Origin of the sequence: Paenibacillus sp. RC334, from assembly GCF_030034735.1 — a bacterium.
In the GTDB taxonomy this organism is placed as follows: domain Bacteria; phylum Bacillota; class Bacilli; order Paenibacillales; family Paenibacillaceae; genus Paenibacillus; species Paenibacillus terrae_A.
Genome location: NZ_CP125370.1, coordinates 4,196,663 through 4,215,405, shown reverse-complemented (window position 1 = coordinate 4,215,405; position 18,743 = coordinate 4,196,663). Strand labels below are relative to the sequence as shown.

Here is an 18,743-nt window from a genome sequence, read left to right as displayed (position 1 = left end):
TCTTATTTTGATAGCCTAGTAGGTGAGGATTTTGCAAGAATCCACAAAGCGACGTGTAATCAGCAATATATAGATCGAAATGATTTTTTCCGTCTATGTATTGTACCTTGGAGCGACTGGAATCGAATTTTGCAAAATCCTGAGGTATACTGACAAGTCGTATACATCATAAATGATGGATGAACAGAGGCTGAAAGCCGATGTACAGAAATGGGTGGTGAACAGGAATGTCTGATTTCAATCAACTCAAGGAGCTTGAGCACACAACATATCCCACATATGAAGGCCATGATTTGGGTCTTACTTATACGCCTGCGGGCAGCATGTTTAAAGTATGGGCACCGACTGCGAAGCAGGTCCATGTAGCGCTGTATGACAACGCTGGATTGTATGACCAGGAAGGTAACGTTCAGGACCATAGCGGTGGCCGGGAATTTCCGATGAGCCGTGATGAGCATGGTGTATGGTCCGTAGAGCTGGAAGGCGACTGGAACAAGTGTTATTACATGTACAGGCTGGAAGGGGCAGACAGTACCCTTCATTATGCCGCCGATCCTTATGCGACAGCGGTATCAGCCAATGGACAGCGCACGGCAATCGTTGATTTGGCTCAAACCCATCCGGACGGATGGAAAGAGGATGCTGGACCCACACTTGCCCGGGCTACGGATGCCATTATATATGAGCTTCATGTGCGTGATTTTTCAATGGATACACATTTTAATACTGGAGAAAAAGGCTTATCTGCCGCACAAGGACGGTTTGCAGCCTTTACGTATACGGGACTAAAAGATTCGGTGGGCAACAGCATCGGACTGGATCATTTGCTGGAGCTGGGCATTACACATGTCCATCTGCTTCCAGTAGCTGATTTCCATACGGTAAATGATTTTGCGGAACAGGGCACGGAATATAACTGGGGTTATGATCCCCAGCACTATAATGTGCCGGAGGGATCTTATTCTTCCAATCCGGCTGACCCGGAGGCACGTATACGGGAGTTGAAGCTGCTAGTGCAATCCCTGCATAATGCTGGCATCGGTGTCATTATGGACGTCGTGTACAACCATACTTTCTCGGTGGAAAAAGGGCCGTTCGACCCTGTTGTACCGGGTTACTATTACCGTACGGATGAGCATGGGCAGCTTTCCAACGGCTCGGGTGTGGGTAATGAGGTGGCAAGCGAACGCCCGATGGTTCGCAAGTATATCAAGGATTCGCTGCGCTATTGGGCAGAGGAATATCATATAGACGGCTTCCGTTTTGATCTGATGGGACTGATAGATACGCCGACTGTGGAGCAGCTTACACAGGAGCTTCGCTCTGAGGTTCGTACCGATCTGCTTATCTATGGAGAGCCTTGGACGGGGGGAGAATCCCCGCAGCCTCTGCTGACGTTAAAAGGAACACAACGGGACAAAGGCTTTGCCGTCTTCAATGACAACTATCGTTCTGCTATTAAGGGTGACAGTGATGGTACCGCAAGTGGCTTTGCCACGGGGGCATGGGATCAGGAGGAACTGGTGCTTAAAGGTGTTTTTGGAGCTATTCATGATTTTACAGCCCAACCTTCGGAAACGGTCAATTATGTCACGGCTCACGATAATCTCAATCTGTGGGATAAAATTTTGACGGTGCGGCATTTGCGGGAACGCTGCGGTTTTCCTCAATGGGAGCAGGGTCAGCCGCAGGATGGGAGAGCCGCCGAACAAGCCGTGGCGGATGCAGACCCGTACCGGGAAGTGAATGAGCATGACTTGCTGGAGAATGAAACCGTACGCAAATCCTTGCTGGCAAACGGCATGGTGCTGACCTCCCAGGGCATTCCCTTTATCCATGCAGGTGATGAACTGTTGCGCTCCAAATATGGAGACCATAATAGCTACCGTAGTGTGGATGTGGTGAATGCTATTCGCTGGGAGAACAAAGCGAGATTTCGTCCCGTATTTGATTACTATCAGGGACTAATCGCTTTACGGCGCAGTCATCCGGCATTCCGGATGGATCATCGGGAGCTGGTGAAGCAGCATATGGAAGTGCTGCACAGCAGCGGGCATGTGGTAGCTTTTGCATTAAGGCACCATGCTAACGGCGATGCCTGGAATCAGATTGTGGTGATTTATAACGGCTCGGATACGGAGCAGACGATACTGCTGCCTGTGGAATCGGATCGCTGGCATGTCGTTGTGGATGCTCACGGGGCTGGAAATGAGATACGGTATGAAGTAGCAGGCCATCGTGTGACCGTTTTGCGCTGGTCGATGATGGTACTGTATGATCAGGAGGAACCCGCTCAGCCATCCTTTTTGACCGGACAGGATCAGACGACCGAGCTGGCGGAGAACGGATTGGAAGGTTCGGATGAGGGAACAGACCAAGAAATCGCAGGTTACTACGAAGAAGTGGCGTTGTATCGCACCATTGAGTTGATTTACGAGCGTGCGGATCGACAATATTCTGGCTGGAATGTGTGGGTATGGGGCACCGGATGCCGGGACGGACATGTAGAATTGAGTGAATTGGATGACGGTCGCGCAGTAGCGCGTATTCAAGTGGCTCCTCATGTGCGGCGTATCGGCTATATCGTCCGCCTCAATCAGTGGGATGCCAAGGATATTGAGGCCGATCGGTATATTGATGTAGACCTGAACCGATCTGTGATGCAGGTATTGATTCACAGTGGCAGAGAAGAATATTTGCTGCTGGTCAACGACAACCGGGCAGGATAGCTTTATAGGAGTGGTTGTCTTTCGTACATTGAATAGCATTTTTCGATTATTTCGAGAGATGCTATTTTTTTATGCAAACGTGTGTCATTTTCAGAAAAAAGGGGTAATATAGAATTATGGACTTGTTTGATTTTGCCAGCTTGCTGGCTTATACCTTTTAGTGCGACTGGTGAACAGGCAAGATTCTTGAGGAATAATCATTTGTAAGGTAACCTGAAGGAGGTTGTATATCATGAGTTCTAATGGAGGAAGTATTCAACTGACCGCCCAGCCGAGAACAGAGAAGAAGGGTTCGGCACTTCGTGGATTGAGGTTAAAAGGACGGATTCCAGCTGTGGTTTACGGCTCTGAGCTTGAAGGAACCCCTGTACATGTCGATGCCAAAGAATTTAATAAAGTAGTCAGAACCGGACGTTCGGAGGTGTTCAACCTCACCGTAGAGGGTGGAGAAACCATTCCGGTCATCATTAAGGATTATCAGCAGCGTGACAACCAGTGGTTGCATGCCGATTTTTTGAAAATTTCCAAAAACAAGCCGCTTCGCGTGCGTGTTTCTATTGATTATCAGGGTACACCTGTAGGTACAAAAACGGGCGGTATTCTGCAAATTCAGGAAAACGAAGTCGAAGTCGAGGGTCTTCCTGCTGACCTGCCATCTACCATTGAGGTGGATGTATCCGCACTGGATGTCGGTGACAAGCTGAGCGCGAGCGACCTGAAACTTCCTAAAGGAGTAACGTTGCACGTTCCTGAGGAAGAGTTGCTTGCTTCCATTATCGTTCCGCGTGCGGTTGAGGTGGAAAATGCTGCTGTGGCAGGCGATGCAGCTGCAACAGAAGGTACAGAAAAGGCTTCCGAAAACAAGGAGGCCTGATGCTGTAGGTCATCGGATAGATGAGTGTCTTCCTGCCGAAGACGGCTATTCAAAGATAAATGTAAAATCGCTCCCTGATCAGGGGGCGATTTTTTGCGTTTAAATAATATGCGATTACATCCATCTAGTGATGATGTCATTTTGTGACTTGGTAATTAAAGGTGATTGGAAACCACCATATTGATTTGCTCTTTATTTTTGCTGTATCCGTCTTACCGATACTTTCTGGTGGCTATGATCTTAAATCTGTGTAATATTTTTGTGCAAATTTCGATCGGTACGTCTGCAGTTCCACCTGTTACCAGTTCTTTGCGCTATGTTCACGAGTTTGTGATTGTTTTATTAATTGGGCTTTTGCTGTTAGTGGTGTCGGTATTGAATCAAATGCAGTATCAAAAAAGTGAAGAGCAAAATAAAGATATTAATGCGACAAGGCAACGTATTGATTTTCTTTTTGAACAGGTTAGACAAGCTGTGGCTGGATTGTATAGCTTTACCGAGCGTTTTAAAGTGTAACCGAACAGTTAGTGCGGCGTCGGAACAGATTTTTGCTGGTGTGGAGGAGCAACAAAATATAACCTCCAACATGGTGGCTGGCTTCGGTGAGCTGGAGACGCTGATTATCCAATTGAAAGAGCTGGTACAAGAAAAGAATGAGGACAGTAACCATATCGAAACCAGCAAAAGCAAGTAATCAGATAGCTTCATCATCGGGCTAATGAGCCGAGGAATATCGCTATCAGACGGTAATCCCCGGTTTTTTGCTGATGTAGAGTTGAGAGTATATTTCTAAAAGCTATAATTACATAGGCTGAACTAAAAAAGGTACATGGAAAACGGAGTAGGCGGAATGGTGCTGTACAAGCGAAGCGGTCGCTTTTGTCCCCGGATTTCTTCCCTGATCAGAGGCTTTATTCGAGAAATCCGGGGGGCAGTGGCGATGGGAAGCACTATCCGACTGCGCAGTGGCGCAATAGGTAACTTTTAAGTTCAGTTTATATAGATGGAAGTTGATGGTATAATTTGTGGCAGTTTAAATGCTTCGTATATAGGGGGAATGACCATGATCATGGGAAAGCAAGCGCCCAAACTAAAGGCTGGAGACGAGATACGCATTCTTTCGCCGTCCAGAAGTTTGTCTATCGTTTCTGAGAAAAATCGTCTAATTGCCCAGCAAAAGCTGGAGCAACTCGGATTTACGGTGAGCTTTTCGCAACATGTGCTGGAAAGCGACGATTTTACATCTTCCTCAATAGAATCCAGAGTAGCAGATTTGCACGAAGCTTTTGCCGATCCGAAGGTGAAGGGCATTTTGACTGCCATTGGAGGGTATAATGCTAATCAGCTCCTTGCCCACCTTGACTATGAACTGATTGGCGCTCATCCTAAACGGTTATGTGGTTATTCGGATATTACTGCTTTAAGTCATGCCATATATGCGAAAACAGGACTTATCACGTATGCAGGTCCTCATTTTTTGACATTTGGCATGCAGCAAGGAAATGAATACACGACAGCATATTTTCAAAGGATGATGTTGGAAGAGGGTAGTATTCAAATCCAGTCTTCGCCAGAGTGGAGTGACGATACATGGTATTTGGATCAGGATCAACGAATCTTTCACCGCAATGTCGGGCCTTATGCGATTCACGAAGGAGAAGCATACGGTACGATTGTGGGTGGAAACCTGTGTACCCTGAATTTGTTGCAGGGAACCCCGTATATGCCGAGTCTGGAAGGAACGATTCTATTGGTTGAGGATGATTATGAAAGCTCTCCTGCTACGTTTGATCGAGATTTGCAATCATTGCTGCACCAGCCGGGATTCGATCAGGTGAGAGGAATCATCATCGGACGTTTTCAGCAGGCATCTCATATGACGGAAAAGTTGCTGCGGCAAATCATTAGCTCGAAAAAGGAACTGGCCTCTATTCCGGTGATTGCAGATGCCGATTTCGGACATACCACACCGCAATTTACATATCCGATTGGCGGGAAGGCGAGTATCCGTGCCCGGAATGACATGATTGATCTTGAAATATGTGAATAGTGAGTGGGATAGAGAAGGCTTAATGATGGGTTTATATTTAGGAGGAACGCATGTGAACGGCTTTTTGGAAACGCTGATGCAGCTATTTGAACGCGCAGCGTTGTTGCTGATTTGTCTATTTTTTATTACCCGTATTCCCCGGTTTAAGGAGACCTTGCAGAAGAACAGTCATTCCCCGGCAGAGCTGACGCTATTAACGATGATTTTTTGCATGTTTGCACTGTTTGGCACGTACACCGGGATTGAAGTCGAAGGCTCGCTTGTCAATGTCCGGATTATTGCGATTATGGCGGGTGGCATCTTATTTGGACCGTGGGTCGGGATTATTACGGGTATTGTATCGGGTATTCACCGTTATCTGATTGATATCGGGGGAGTGACCTCAATTCCGTGTCTGATTACGAGTATTCTGGCAGGTGTGGTATCGGGATATATTGGGCGCCGGGTCGACCGCTCCAAGAGGTGGCTGGTCGGTATTGCCGCCGGGATGATCTGCGAAACATTAACGATGCTCCTTATTCTGGTGATGGCACAGCCGTACGAGCTTGGTTTGGACATCGTCTCTAAAATAGGTTTGCCCATGATTATCGGGCAAGTCAGCGTCGGTCTGATCGTTCTGCTGATTCAGAGTGTCGAGGGGGAAAAGGAAAATATCGCGGCCAGACAGGCCAAGCTGGCACTAGATATTGCCAACAAGACGTTGCCTTATTTTCGCTCCATTAATGCGGAATCGTTGCATACCATTTGTTCGATCATTAAGGAGGATATCAAGGCGGACGCGGTGGCGATTACGGATACGAGAGATGTATTGGCCTACGTTGGTTTTGGCGAGGAACGTTATCATATCGGCGACGAGATCATTAGCGATGTGACCAAATCGACGATCCGCAGCGGTAAAATCACGATTCGCAACCATATTGCCGACGATAAAACACCCCAAATCCAGTCTCTGCTCATTATCCCGCTGGAGGAACGGGGAGAGGTGACCGGAACCCTGAAAATTTACTACCGCAAAGCTTATAAAATCACGTATCCGTTGCAAACGATGGCGATTGGCTTGTCCCAAATTATTTCCACATTAATGGAAGTATCGCGGGTGGAGCAAATTAAGGAAGCGGCGAATAAAGCCGAGTTGAAGGCGCTCCAGACTAAAATTAATCCGCATTTTCTGTTCAACGCACTGAACGCCATTGCCTCTACGACGCGCACCAAGCCGGATAAGGCACGAGAGCTGATCATTAATTTGTCGGGATATCTGCGTTATAATTTGGAGCTGAATGATGATTTGATCGAAATTCATAAGGAGCTTCAGCAGGTGTCTGATTACGTGGAAATTGAAAAAGCCCGCTTCGGGAACCGGCTTCAGGTGGAGTATGTGATGGACGAGGTGTCCGTGCGCATTCCAAGCCTTATTATTCAGCCGCTGGTTGAGAATGCGATTAATCATGGAATTCTCAAGAAAAAGGGACCGGGTACAGTGACCATTTCCGTAAAGGATCGGGGAGAAAAGGTGCGGATTTCTGTGGCAGATACAGGAGTAGGCATACGGGATGATGTCGTGGATAACCTGTATCATGATCGGGTTCCAGCCAAACAAATTGGCTTGTATAATGTGCATAGACGACTCAAGCTCATGTATGGAGAAGGGGTCATTATTCTCAAGCATGAGCAAGGCACCGAAGTTTATTTTGACATACCAAAGGAGCAGTCATGAAGGCCATCATTGTAGAAGATGAAATTCCGGCGCGTGAAGAGCTGGAGTATCTTATTCAGACCCACAGCCATATTGAAGTGACGGACAGCTTTGAGGACGGGCTGGACGTGTTCCGTTTTTTGCAGGACCATGAGACGGATGCTATTTTTCTCGATATTAACATTCCTTCGGTGGACGGGATGCTGCTGGCGCAGAACATTAGCAAATTTGCCAAAAAGCCTTATATTATTTTTACGACCGCCTACAAAGAGCATGCCGCGCAGGCTTTCGAACTGGAGGCATTTGATTACATCCTCAAGCCGTATGATGAAAAGCGGATCGCCGCCATGCTGCGCAAGCTGGAAAATGCTTATGAGCAGCGAAACGTTCAGGTACAGGAGAATGCCCAGCCTGCGCAGCCCCGACCTGCTGAAACCAGCATCGTTAGCGCCCCGGGCCGTATCAATCTGCTGAAAAACGACAAAATCATCGTAACGGATGCCAACGATATTTATTATGCGTGCGCACAGGAAAAGGTCACCCTTGTCTTTACTAGACATGAGGAATATACGATGCCGATGAGCATCTCGGAATTTCATGCCCGACTGCCGCAGCAGGACTTTTTCCGCTGTCACCGATCCTACACGGTTAATCTGTCGCAGATCCGTGAAATTGTACCTTGGTTCAATCATACGTATCTCCTGCGCTTGCGGGGTCTGGACGCGGAGATTCCGGTAAGCCGCAGCAAGGCCAAGGAATTTCGGCAAATTATGCGGCTATAAAGGCATTTCATTCCGCTATAGGTGCATTTCATTCCTCAAACGATTTCTGGCTAACATGCAACGTTATAATGATCCATGTAGAGAGAATCCTTACAGACTTGCTTCTCCCAAGGCGCAAAGCGTACTGGATTCCCGGTCATCATGATAACGAATTGAAGCTATAGAGCCGGAATGAAAAGAGGAGATTCATATGAAAACAAACAGCGGAAACCGTTGGCTGGTCGTGCTTGGAACGATCATCGTCCAAATGGGATTAGGAACGATTTACACATGGAGTTTATTTAATCAACCGCTGGTGGACCGCTTTGGCTGGAATCTCAGCTCGGTCGCCATTACATTTTCGATTACCAGCTTTGCGCTGGCATTTGCTACGTTATTCGCAGGCAAGCTACAGGATAAATGGGGACTACGTCGTCTGATTTTGTGTGCGGGCGTCGTGTTGGGCGCTGGACTCATGCTCAGCTCACAGGTAACTTCCCTGTCCCTGTTGTACATTTTGGCGGGTATTGTTGTAGGATTTGCGGATGGTACGGCTTATATTACATCACTGTCGAATCTGATTAAATGGTTTCCTGAGAAAAAAGGACTCATTTCCGGTATCTCGGTTGGGGCATACGGAACAGGCAGTCTTATATTCAAGTATATTAACGGTTCGCTGATTCAGTCCGTTGGCGTATCGCAGGCGTTTCTGTATTGGGGAATGATCGTGCTAATCATGATTGTGGGTGGTTCTTTCCTGGTGAGAGAAGCTGCAGTCGTGAACAAGCCTTCGGTACAAAATGGAGTTGTGCAGCGTGACTACACTGTTAAAGAAATGCTGCGCACCAAGCAGGCGTATCTGCTATTCGTCATGTTCTTCACAGCTTGTATGAGTGGCTTGTATCTGATTGGAGTTGTAAAGGATATCGGCGTACGGATGGCGGGGCTGGATGTAGCTACAGCCGCTAATGCGGTTGCTATGGTCGCTATTTTCAACACGGCGGGTCGGATCATATTAGGTGCGCTGTCGGATAAAGTTGGTCGTCTGAAAGTAGTAGCGGGTGCGCTGCTAACAACAGCGGTCGCAGTTGCAGTGCTGAGTCTGGTGCCGCTGAATTACGGTTTGTTCTTTGCCTGTGTAGCAGGGATTGCCTTCTGCTTCGGTGGTAACATTACAGTCTTTCCTGCCATCGTAGCTGACTTCTTCGGTCTGAAGAACCAAAGCAAAAACTACGGTATCGTGTATCAGGGCTTTGGCCTTGGTGCGCTGGCGGGATCCTTTATCGCAGCCTTACTCGGCGGATTCATCCCGACCTTTACCACGATTGCTGTGCTGTGTGTCGTATCGTTCCTGATTGCGCTTACCATCCGGACCCCGGATCAAGGCAATCTGCGCAGCCAACGAAAGAAAGATACCAACAGCATGCGCAGCATGAAGCCTGAAACGAAGCTGGGTTAAAAGGGATTGAGAACAAAGTACCAGATGAATGCCAAAAGACCTGTCATCATTTCTCTGAGGGAGATTATGGCAGGTTATTTGTTTTTCCATTATTCGATTATACGGTATAATAAAAAGATATGTGATAAGCCGATATATACAAAAGACATAAGCTAAGAACCTGACAGGAGGACGAGTCATGATCGTGGATACAAGCGGGAATCTGCTTGCCCGCAATACGAAGCTGCGAAATACATACCAAATTCGAAGCGCCTTGTCCCGCAGTGAGCTGGCCATCGTGTATACGGCAAGGCTGTTGGATAATCGTGAAAAGGTCATTGTTAAGGAGTTTTTTCCGAATGCGCTCGCTTTGCGGGGATCGGATCGAAAAATGGTGACCTGCAGTGCATCTATGCAATTCAAATACGTGGAGTTTATGCATTATTTTTTGCGTGAAGGGCAAATGCTCAAGGAATTAAGCCATCCGGGTATTGTCGGTTATATAGATCACTTCGAAGAAAATGGAACCGCTTATCTGGTCATGGAATACTGTGCCGGCAAGACGCTGGACAGGGTGATGAAGGAAGAGGATGCTCCAACATCCGATCCTGCTTTTTTGTACCATGCGCTGCTGCCTTTAATTGATGCCATGGAATACATTCATGATAAAGGCATTATTCATCGGGATATTAAGCCGGGCAACATTATGATCGGGGGGAATGGCAACATCAAGCTGCTTGATTTCGGATCGGCTGTGCATTTTGAAGGCAAAGAGCATCCGATTTTCACCACGGCGGGCTACTCTCCGCTGGAGTTCTACTCTAACCGCTCGCAGCAAGGACCCGTGTCAGATATCTACAGCCTGGCGGCCACGCTGTATTATTGCCGAAAAGGATCACCTCCACCGGATGTGCCGGGCAGATTGTTTGCAGATCAGGCTGACCGGATTCAGATCGAAAATGCAGGTCTTTCCCTGCTGCCGTATGTGATTCGGCGTGGTCTGGAGGTACAGGCTAACAAGCGTTGCCGCTCGCTCAGATGGTTTAAAGCCGCACTGCGTGCGGAATATTGGATAAAAAAGGGAAGCGCCCAACTCTTACGGTTCGTTAATCGTAAGAGACGGCGCTTCCCTTTTTTGTTTCCGAAGTACGTTATCCTGTTGGGGCTTGAATATGATCGGTGTACACGGAGGTATTGGGCTTGATCGCCTTGTACCGCAGCTCGATTTCAGTAACACCGTCCTCGAACGTAATGTACAGCTTGTCGCTGTACTCCAGCACGGCCTTTTTATTGCGGGTAATTCTGACTTTCCCGTGCTGCAAGGCGCAGCGTGTATCATGTTTGGCTACAAGAGTCCCTTTTTTACCCGCGGAAAAGATGATCCGCTCCGCTTCTGGCAGAGGTTCGTGAACGTCAAGCGTACGGAACAACTCCTGTAAGCTAACCCTCCGGCCCGGAAAGGAGGTGAGCGGCCAGGATTTTACCGGAATTTCCTGTCCACTTGCCGTCGCGAGGAAATATCCTTCGATTCTTCCTGCAAACTGCGGTTTTGGCCGCAAGAACCAGTACAGAAGTGCCGCCACTACGATACTGACAGCTACCGTCCATTTGATGGCTGTATACCGGGACTGTACGGAAACGGTCAGCGTAGCGCTACTGGATGCTCCTTCCGAATCGGTAGCGGTAATTTTCAGCTCGGAGTCGCCCGTGTGAAGCCCGGATAACAGCAGATCTGTGTCGTTAATCTCAGCATTCGCCGCATCCCCGGAGGCTCCTGAATCCAGCTTATAGGTGAGCTTGTCATGATTAGGATCAGCAAAAAATTCGCTTAAACTCCGGCGGGCATCCCCGTCTTCCTTCACCAGACGAATCGTCAGGTCCTTTAAAGCCTGCGGTGCAGCATTCGCTGCATGGACGGTATGGACTGCTCCCTTGCGATACCATTGCGGACTGTCCAAAGACAGCTGCCACGTATAATCTCCCGTTAGAGGGAACGCGTATTCGGCCTGAAAGAATCCCAACTTGTAGGTCATAGGTACCTTTTTGCTTGTACCACCCTTTACGGGTGTAACCATGATATGGGCTTGAAGTGATTTATATATGGCTTCGTCTGTAAGCCTTTGACCATCCGGCAGCAACAACTGAGCTTTGAACGGTATGGCTTGTCCTTTAAGTAGCTGCACGGGTTTGTTTCCAGTGGCTTGTGTTTCCTTAATTCCTGTCATGGTGGCCTCGGCTTCCAGTCGATAGCTGCCAAGCAAATTGATTTTGACCAAATCTCCGCGAATGCCCCTCAGTTTCAGCTTTACTTTGCCTGCCTGTGGATGCTCAATTTTTAAAATTGCATATCGGCTCGATTTGTACCTGCGGACATTTTCTGAATTGGAATAGAGCTGTGTTTCCTGAAGAGGATGCTCCGACAAAAGTACCAGATTGGCTTCTTCCATACTAGAGTCCGGTATATCCACGGTTAATTCCTGCATTTCGCCAGTGGTTGTAATCGCCGCGACTGGAACGAGCTTGGAACGAATTTGGCTGGCGAAAATACGGTTTAATATTTCTGGCAGATCCTCGGCGCTGCTCGTTATAAAAGAAGCTCCCCCCGTTTGCGAAGCGATTCGCTCCAGTTCCTGACGGTTCACCGTCCCGTCATGATTCAGACCAATCGTATACACCGGGTATCCTTTAGTCTGTGCAGATTTAATAACGGAGGACACGTCATTACTTGAGTCTCCTTTGGATCGGGAACCGGAAGAGGCTCCAAAATCAGTCTCTCCATCTGATAACAGGATCATAAAAGGCTGACGTCCTTTAGAAGCCCCTGCGGAAAGCAGTTCCGAGCCTTTACGCAATCCAAGTCCCAAATCTGTATAACCGGAACGGTTTAGCGTTCTGATTTCCTGCTGAATTTGTGATTTTTGCGCTGCTACCGCAATAGAAGTCAGCGACTTCGAGGCGACTACATGATGGTTGTAAGCGACGAATCCGACGCGTGTACGGTCTGCATCACTCAAATCCATAAACATATTGATAACTTCGGCCGCAATGCCCTCGGGATCGGTATCCCTCATGGAATAGCTGGTATCCAATACAAAAACGGCATCATAACCCTCGACCGGAACAGTTCCCAAAGATACGGCATTGGCCTGATTTACAGTCCCAATGACCCCGTTTGAGCCAATTTGAAAAAATAGTACAAAAGTCATAAAAGAAATGATTCCCAATTTCCTCATTCTGAACATAAGCCCCTCCATCGACGAGGCCAATGCGGGCGCGCCCACTCTCCTAATCCTTGGGATATAAGGGATAAAGGATAAAAACAGACTGTTAACCCTCACATTAGCCATGAATTTGATACTTTTACGCTTAACAGATATATCCAATGGATTTCTATCGGCAATTGAGTTCCATTTGTGAATAATTCCCTGAATAAACAGGTCTAACATATCATGAAAATTACGTATTTACGCATAAAATGAGTCGAATTGCCCTGTTTCAATCTGGGGCTACAGAAATTGACAAAACTAACGGGTACTTTGTATGATAGCTCTCGTATCAACGGCAAAAAATGGGATAGCAGTAGGATCACGGAATAGCAGAAACGCAATATTCCTTGTTATCTGAACAACATATCTCCGTTTGTTAATTTTGTAATTAAAAGTTAAATGAACGCTTCGGACTAATTTTCGAGGTTACATGCCTGTACTGCATATGCAGTATGAGCCGAATCCTTTGGCCAATTTGAATGTTATGTAGGGGGGGGAGGAGGCAAAAGAACTAAGCGTGGAAACCCGGCTGCTCTAAATTGGACATCCCGTGTCCGTGTATGGGGCTTTCGGCGTATATCCATACTTTATTCGTTTGCCGACAGCGATGGAAATCATTTATCAAACAAACCGGACAATGCTTTTTGAAGAAATCAACCCGGAAAAGCTGGACCTGATCACAATTGTAGGTGATGTGAAGGGCATTGACAGCTTGAGTGATGAGAAAATCAAGGAAATTAACCAGCACCTTCTGGTGCGCAGCTTCGACGAATTTTTGGATAAATTTTCGCCGACTGTGTATTCGTTTTTTAACGCGGCTAATCAAAAAGTGGTCTATACCCTCAAAAAGCCGGAAGGGATTGATGAGGACAGCATTTCTGAAATTCGTGTGAACCAAAGTAATGATTTTCTGAAAATGTTGTTTACGCTCATTGACACCAAGCGTAGTCAAGGAATCACAAACGTAGATTTCAAGTTTGAAAATCTGCTGGACATGATTTCTCCGAAAAAGGTTATGGACGATATTCGCCAAGTCCGCAAAGAAATTCACTATATGTATGGTGAATATGACAAGCTGGATGATGGCGATCCGAAGAAACTCGACATGGGCGACAAGCTGAATGGCATGTTCGAGGAAGCAAGCCAGAACTATAACAACGTTATGGCGATGCTGCCATTGGCGATTGAGGATATCAAAACCCGCCTTTTGCTCGGTGGTGCCCAGGAGGAAAACTCCGGTGAGCTGATCCAGGTGGGTATGCTCTCCATTGGGGAAAGCGGCGAGCTGAAAATCATTGAAGCACCGAAGAGTGACAGCACCGAGCTGATGCTGCTGGATGAGAACAGCACGGGCGATCTGTCACAGGTGTTCGAGGAAGATTACAACTCTATTACGGATACGCCTTCCGACTATGTGAAGGATTTGGTGGTGCGCACGTTTGTGCCGCTGCCAGCTGTTCAGACCAAGGTCGATACAGCAGTTGAAGTTCAGAACTACAACACGTATCTGGAGTTCTATAAAAATGCCAAGGATGATTTCGTAAAGGCGGTTAAGCCGCTTGTGGAAAAAATCCTCGGTGTCAAAATGTTCTTCGATCAATATGCAACGAAGAGTAAAGGTATGTTACCAACCATGCTGGTGGCAAATAACAAGCTGGACATGCTGGTGAAAAGCAGCAATATCCCGCGTCTGGAAACATACCTGAATACCGTGAATGCCAAAAATGAATTCAGCGACACGATCTGGTTCGGTATCGTCCCATCCGTCGAGCTGGAAGCAGCTGGTAAGGTGAAGGTTTCACGTGAACGCTTCAAAGGCAACGAGAAGGTCGTTAAGCAGGGCGGAAATTCTATGGAATCGCTCTCGATGCTGCTGCAAGTCGTGAAGGATTACAAAATTCAAATGTTCTTTAATTTTGAATCCGGTGAAGAAACGACTTTCAACAGTATGGCGACAGCAGGCATCGATAAATATGTCGATAAATGCGCCAGTCTCGTTCGCAGAGAATACAGCGAATTTGCAATTCCTTGCGTACCGAACTTCACGATTATTCCGAAGGACAAATCGGGTGTCATTATCGACAGCAAAATGCTACAGACCGAAAGCGGTGTGGAGCTCTCCAAGGAGAAAGAGGATATTCTCAAGCTGTGGATCGAAGGCGTTTATGTGGGTGCAGCCTATGTTGCCGCTGGTTTGGTCGCTTCTTATCAGTGTCCTGAGTACCTGCGTGAGACATTCAAAACGGTCAACAAAAACTTCCCTGGCGTACGCTTTGACATTGAAGCGGGAGACAACAGTCTGCGCACGGTGACGACGATGGCCAAGGAAATCACCGGGTTCACCAACACGATCAAGGATGCCATCAACCGTAAAAACTTCGGTTTTGTGTTCTCGTCCGAGAATGCTCAGATTCAGGATAAGGATATCCGCCGGATTACCGTCTACAAGGCGAGAAGCATGGCGATGTCTGAGGACGGCTTTGACTCCATCTACAAGACGCTGGTCAGCACGTACATTGAACGTATTTTGCGCTACCAGACAGGAGACTTCAAGCACGAAAATATCGTCCGCTTCTTCAGTAACAATCCGAGCAGCCAAAAGAGCAAGTGGTTGGGCAGCAGAGGATCTGTTAACTCGATCATTCAGGACGGAGACGATATGAGCTTCATTATTGATGAGAAAAGCAATATGTGCCATATCGATCTGGTCTTCAACGGCAATGTGAAGAACCTGGAAGTCATGATTACTAAAGGAACCAGCTCGGTCAAATCATGATCCGAGCGCTACGAAAGATGTTAGAGGCGATTCTATCCAGAACTGCCTTTATACATAAATTGCGGAGAAGCCCTGCTTCTCCCGCCATCATATTACCTAATTTCAAGGAGGCAACACACATGGGATTCAGACTGAAAGTTGAAGGACAAGAAACAATCGAGCTGGGCTTGGATAACATCCAAACGGTTATTTATGACACCGATACACCGGACGACTCCAATGCACGTTCCACTGACGTAGGCTCCACGCTGCGCATCAGCGGTAAAATTATCACAGCCGTAGACGGCGACAGCGCGGATGACACGCTGAAACTGGCTTTGTGGTCCCTGGTTCCTGCTGAAAAAGCAGACAGCTACCGTAAAGTAACACTGGAAGTTATCGCAGCTGACCAAGTTGTGCGTAAAATCCACTTCCCGAATGCATTCGTTGTAGACTACAACGAGCACTTTGGCGACACAGAAGGTGTAGGTGCGTTTACACTCTTCATCAAACAAAAGAAAGACAAAACCGAGCTGGCTACCATCGACGGCGGATATCCGGTTTAAGCTTGACGTCCTGACGTTAAGCGCAGCTTGAACACACACTCACTCCACGTGCAAGCGTAGGGTGGATCAATATTAAGAGGCCCCCGGGTCTCTTAATATTTGTTTTTTTCGGAGAGGGGAACATCACACATGACCAATTATTATGAGCTGCTCGGTGTCAGCCGGGATGCTTCGGAGACAGAGATTAAGCAGGCTTACCGCAAACTGGCCAAAAAGTATCATCCTGATACCAACCAGGGAAGCGAGGAAGCAACGCGCAAGTTCAAGCTGATTCACGAGGCTTACAATACCTTGCGTGACGAAGCATTGCGGCAGGCATACGATGCCGAGCTCATCCGAAAAACAGAGGGAGCTGGCGGACCGCAACAAGATAGAGGAAGAGGGTCAGCATCTTCCAGCGGTGCTCGCACCGCAGCCAAAGGGTTTAATCCGGCTGATATAGGAACTGATTTTGAGCAATTTTTCGGTTTTCATCCGAAAACGAAGGAAGGCTCACCGGGGAAAAAAACGAAAAAATCCGGTGATCCGACGGATACCTCGGCGATGTTTAATCAGTTTTTCGGTATTCGTAAAAAGTGATGATTTCAGGATAGAAACGGGGGAAGCAAGCAGTGAAAACGGCGCAGAACAGATGGGTTTTCATCATAGATGTTGCCATGTTCGGGCTGATGCTGGCGATCGCCTATTATATGTTTAGTCGTACAGGCTATAGCGGTTTGAAAACCGTGGTCGTGATAGGTATCGGAATCGGCGTGCTTGTATACATATTGCGTAATCTGGTGTCAGTTGAACGTGTAGCGAAGCCAAAGACACAGCGCAATCGGATTGCCAAGCTGATACTGATGGATGAAGAGGGTGAGTCCATTAAAGAATGGTATATCGAAGGCGAAACTTCGCTCCTGATCGGCAAAACAACGGGTCGCTCCGAGGCGGATATTGATTTGGCAGGCACAGATTATGCATCTCTTGTAAGCGTGGAACATGCAGTCCTCAATCGGGTGAACAGTGACTGGTTTGTGGAGGATGTGGATTCTGGCAATGGTACGGGGTTGCGACCTGCGAACGAAAGTGTAACCAAGAAGCTGGAAAGCGGTGAGCCGTACCGGATTTACTCAGGTGATTTATTATATATTGCCAATACGAGGCTGCTCGTTAAATAGCTGAAAAGACAATCATGACAATGGGGGAAGGAACCGATTATGAGTTTGACAAGATGCCCGAACGGACACATGTTCAGTACACGAAAGCATGGAAATACGTGTCCTTATTGTAATACGGTGGTAAATGTAGCCGCACCCAAAAGTGTTGAACCAACGGCAAAAACCAACGGTGCGGGAGACGATGACAGAACGATGCCGTATTTGGGCGAGACTGTGGGGATTCACCCGGTAACCGGGTGGCTGGTATGCATCGAAGGAGCGCAGGTGGGTCAGGACTACCGCATTATGGCCGAGAAAAACTTTATTGGACGCGCCGAGGAAATGCATGTCCGTATTATTGGGGACAACACGATTTCCCGCAGAAATCATGCGGTCATTGTGTATGATCCGAAGAAGCGTAATTTCTACTTGCTGCCGGGGGATTCGTCAGGCTTGGCGTATCACAATAACGAGGCAGTATATTCACCAGCAGAGCTGGCTGCTTATGACGTGATTCAGCTGGGACATAGCAAATTTATCTTTATCCCGCTGTGCGGTGCCCATTTTGAGTGGGACAACGAAAACTAGGACGGAAGTGGGCATGGTGCAGGGAGGTAACGAAATGCAGCCTTATTTTGTTGTATGCGGAGCTGCGGTGCTATTCGCTGTTCTTCTCATGATCCGCATGCGGCTGACGCGAAGTCCCGGCAGCCGTACCGTGAGTGGAATTGAGATCGGAAATGGTCAAACGATCGGGAGCCGAAGCGAGCAGGATGATTATTTTGCAAGTATGACGACAACTGTCGGTACGCTGGCGGTTGTCGCAGACGGCATCAGCGGACTGGCTAATGGGCGCATGTCCAGTACGTTAGCGGTGACAACCTTTACGAAGGCGTTCGTCAAACTGGAGGATGCGTCGAACCTGAACGGTTATTTTGCAGAAGCGGCAACTCAGAGCAATCGCGGTATTTTGCAAAATTTGAATGGGCAGGGTGGAGGAACGACGCTGGCGGCGGTCATTATTTGTGGCTATCAGTTGTATTACGGAGCGGTGGGCGATAGCCTGATTACGATTTACCGCAATGGTCATTTTCAGAATGTTAATTCCAAGCATACGGCGGAAACCTTGCTGGAGGAACGCGTGCTGGCTGGGCAAATGACCTCGGAAGAGGCCAAAACGAGTCCGGTTCGCAATCAATTGGTCAATTATTTGGGCTATGAGGGCTTTGAGAGCATGGAGCTTGGTGCGGCACCGATTCGCCTGTACGCAGGCGATCATGTGCTGTTGTGCAGCGATGGCATTCAGGAGGCACTGACTGAGATTGAGCTGGAAGAGATCATGCGCAAGGGTGGAGCACCGCAGGAAATGGCGGAAGCGATGATCGATACGATTAATGATAAAGGCTTTAAAAGTCAGGATAACGCGACAGTGGTTATGTTGGCGATAGGATGAAACCAGAAAGACGGGGGTA

General features: G+C 47.7%; 16 protein-coding genes. 15 read left to right on the top strand and 1 reads right to left on the bottom strand.

The features are described 5' to 3' along the window. Nucleotides 1-227 precede the first annotated feature (227 nt). From pulA to QMK20_RS19285, 9 genes are all read left to right on the top strand, one after another. The gene (gene pulA / locus QMK20_RS19325; RefSeq protein WP_283652923.1) at nt 228-2,729 is read left to right on the top strand and encodes a type I pullulanase; all 2,502 of its coding nucleotides are present in this window, start codon (nt 228-230) and stop codon (nt 2,727-2,729) included. Nucleotides 2,730-2,961: 232 nt separating this feature from the next. Next, nucleotides 2,962-3,603, top strand: coding sequence for a 50S ribosomal protein L25 (locus QMK20_RS19320; protein ID WP_283652922.1), 642 nt, complete (start codon nt 2,962-2,964; stop codon nt 3,601-3,603). 165 nt (nt 3,604-3,768) lie between these two features. Next, entirely contained in the window at nt 3,769-4,119 is a 351-nt protein-coding gene (locus QMK20_RS19315) for a hypothetical protein (RefSeq protein ID WP_283652921.1), read from the top strand. Nucleotides 4,120-4,159: 40 nt separating this feature from the next. Continuing rightward, nucleotides 4,160-4,297: a hypothetical protein gene (locus tag QMK20_RS19310; protein WP_283652920.1), complete on the top strand. Its 138-nt coding sequence runs from the start codon at nt 4,160-4,162 to the stop codon at nt 4,295-4,297. Between the two features lie 369 nt (nt 4,298-4,666). Further along, the gene (locus tag QMK20_RS19305; RefSeq protein WP_283652919.1) at nt 4,667-5,653 is read left to right on the top strand and encodes a S66 family peptidase; all 987 of its coding nucleotides are present in this window, start codon (nt 4,667-4,669) and stop codon (nt 5,651-5,653) included. A gap of 52 nt (nt 5,654-5,705) precedes the next feature. After that, entirely contained in the window at nt 5,706-7,367 is a 1,662-nt protein-coding gene (locus tag QMK20_RS19300; protein ID WP_283652918.1) for a sensor histidine kinase, read from the top strand. Then, nucleotides 7,364-8,128: a LytR/AlgR family response regulator transcription factor gene (locus QMK20_RS19295; RefSeq protein WP_283652917.1), complete on the top strand. Its 765-nt coding sequence runs from the start codon at nt 7,364-7,366 to the stop codon at nt 8,126-8,128. Before QMK20_RS19300 ends, QMK20_RS19295 begins: the two co-directional genes overlap by 4 nt. A gap of 190 nt (nt 8,129-8,318) precedes the next feature. Beyond that, nucleotides 8,319-9,566: an L-lactate MFS transporter gene (locus tag QMK20_RS19290; RefSeq protein ID WP_283652916.1), complete on the top strand. Its 1,248-nt coding sequence runs from the start codon at nt 8,319-8,321 to the stop codon at nt 9,564-9,566. A gap of 178 nt (nt 9,567-9,744) precedes the next feature. Further along, entirely contained in the window at nt 9,745-10,749 is a 1,005-nt protein-coding gene (locus QMK20_RS19285) for a serine/threonine protein kinase (RefSeq protein ID WP_283652915.1), read from the top strand. Here the strand turns inward: QMK20_RS19285 and QMK20_RS19280 are convergent. Continuing rightward, nucleotides 10,697-12,787: a VWA domain-containing protein gene (locus QMK20_RS19280; RefSeq protein ID WP_283652914.1), complete on the bottom strand. Its 2,091-nt coding sequence runs from the start codon at nt 12,785-12,787 to the stop codon at nt 10,697-10,699. The genes QMK20_RS19285 and QMK20_RS19280 overlap by 53 nt on opposite strands. A gap of 631 nt (nt 12,788-13,418) precedes the next feature. Here QMK20_RS19280 and QMK20_RS19275 point away from each other — a divergent pair. The 6 genes from QMK20_RS19275 (at nt 13,419) to QMK20_RS19250 (ending at nt 18,724) form a co-directional block, all read left to right on the top strand. Next, complete coding sequence (locus QMK20_RS19275) at nt 13,419-15,587, top strand: transcriptional regulator (RefSeq protein ID WP_283656309.1); 2,169 nt, start codon at nt 13,419-13,421, stop codon at nt 15,585-15,587. Nucleotides 15,588-15,706: 119 nt separating this feature from the next. Continuing rightward, on the top strand, nt 15,707-16,132 hold the full coding sequence (locus QMK20_RS19270; protein WP_283652913.1) for a membrane-associated protease 1: 426 nt from the start codon (nt 15,707-15,709) through the stop codon (nt 16,130-16,132). 129 nt (nt 16,133-16,261) lie between these two features. Continuing rightward, nucleotides 16,262-16,711 carry a J domain-containing protein gene (locus QMK20_RS19265; RefSeq protein ID WP_283652912.1) on the top strand — a complete coding sequence of 150 codons (450 nt, stop codon included), beginning with the start codon at nt 16,262-16,264 and terminating at the stop codon, nt 16,709-16,711. A gap of 32 nt (nt 16,712-16,743) precedes the next feature. Then, a complete protein-coding gene (locus QMK20_RS19260) occupies nt 16,744-17,292 on the top strand; it encodes an FHA domain-containing protein (RefSeq protein WP_283652911.1) in 549 nt (182 codons plus the stop codon). A gap of 39 nt (nt 17,293-17,331) precedes the next feature. After that, nucleotides 17,332-17,859 (top strand): FHA domain-containing protein, encoded by a 528-nt coding sequence (locus QMK20_RS19255; RefSeq protein WP_014282882.1) that lies wholly within the window; start codon nt 17,332-17,334, stop codon nt 17,857-17,859. Nucleotides 17,860-17,893: 34 nt separating this feature from the next. Next, nucleotides 17,894-18,724, top strand: a complete 831-nt coding sequence (locus QMK20_RS19250; protein WP_283652910.1) for a PP2C family protein-serine/threonine phosphatase — start codon at nt 17,894-17,896, stop codon at nt 18,722-18,724. Nucleotides 18,725-18,743 lie beyond the last annotated feature (19 nt).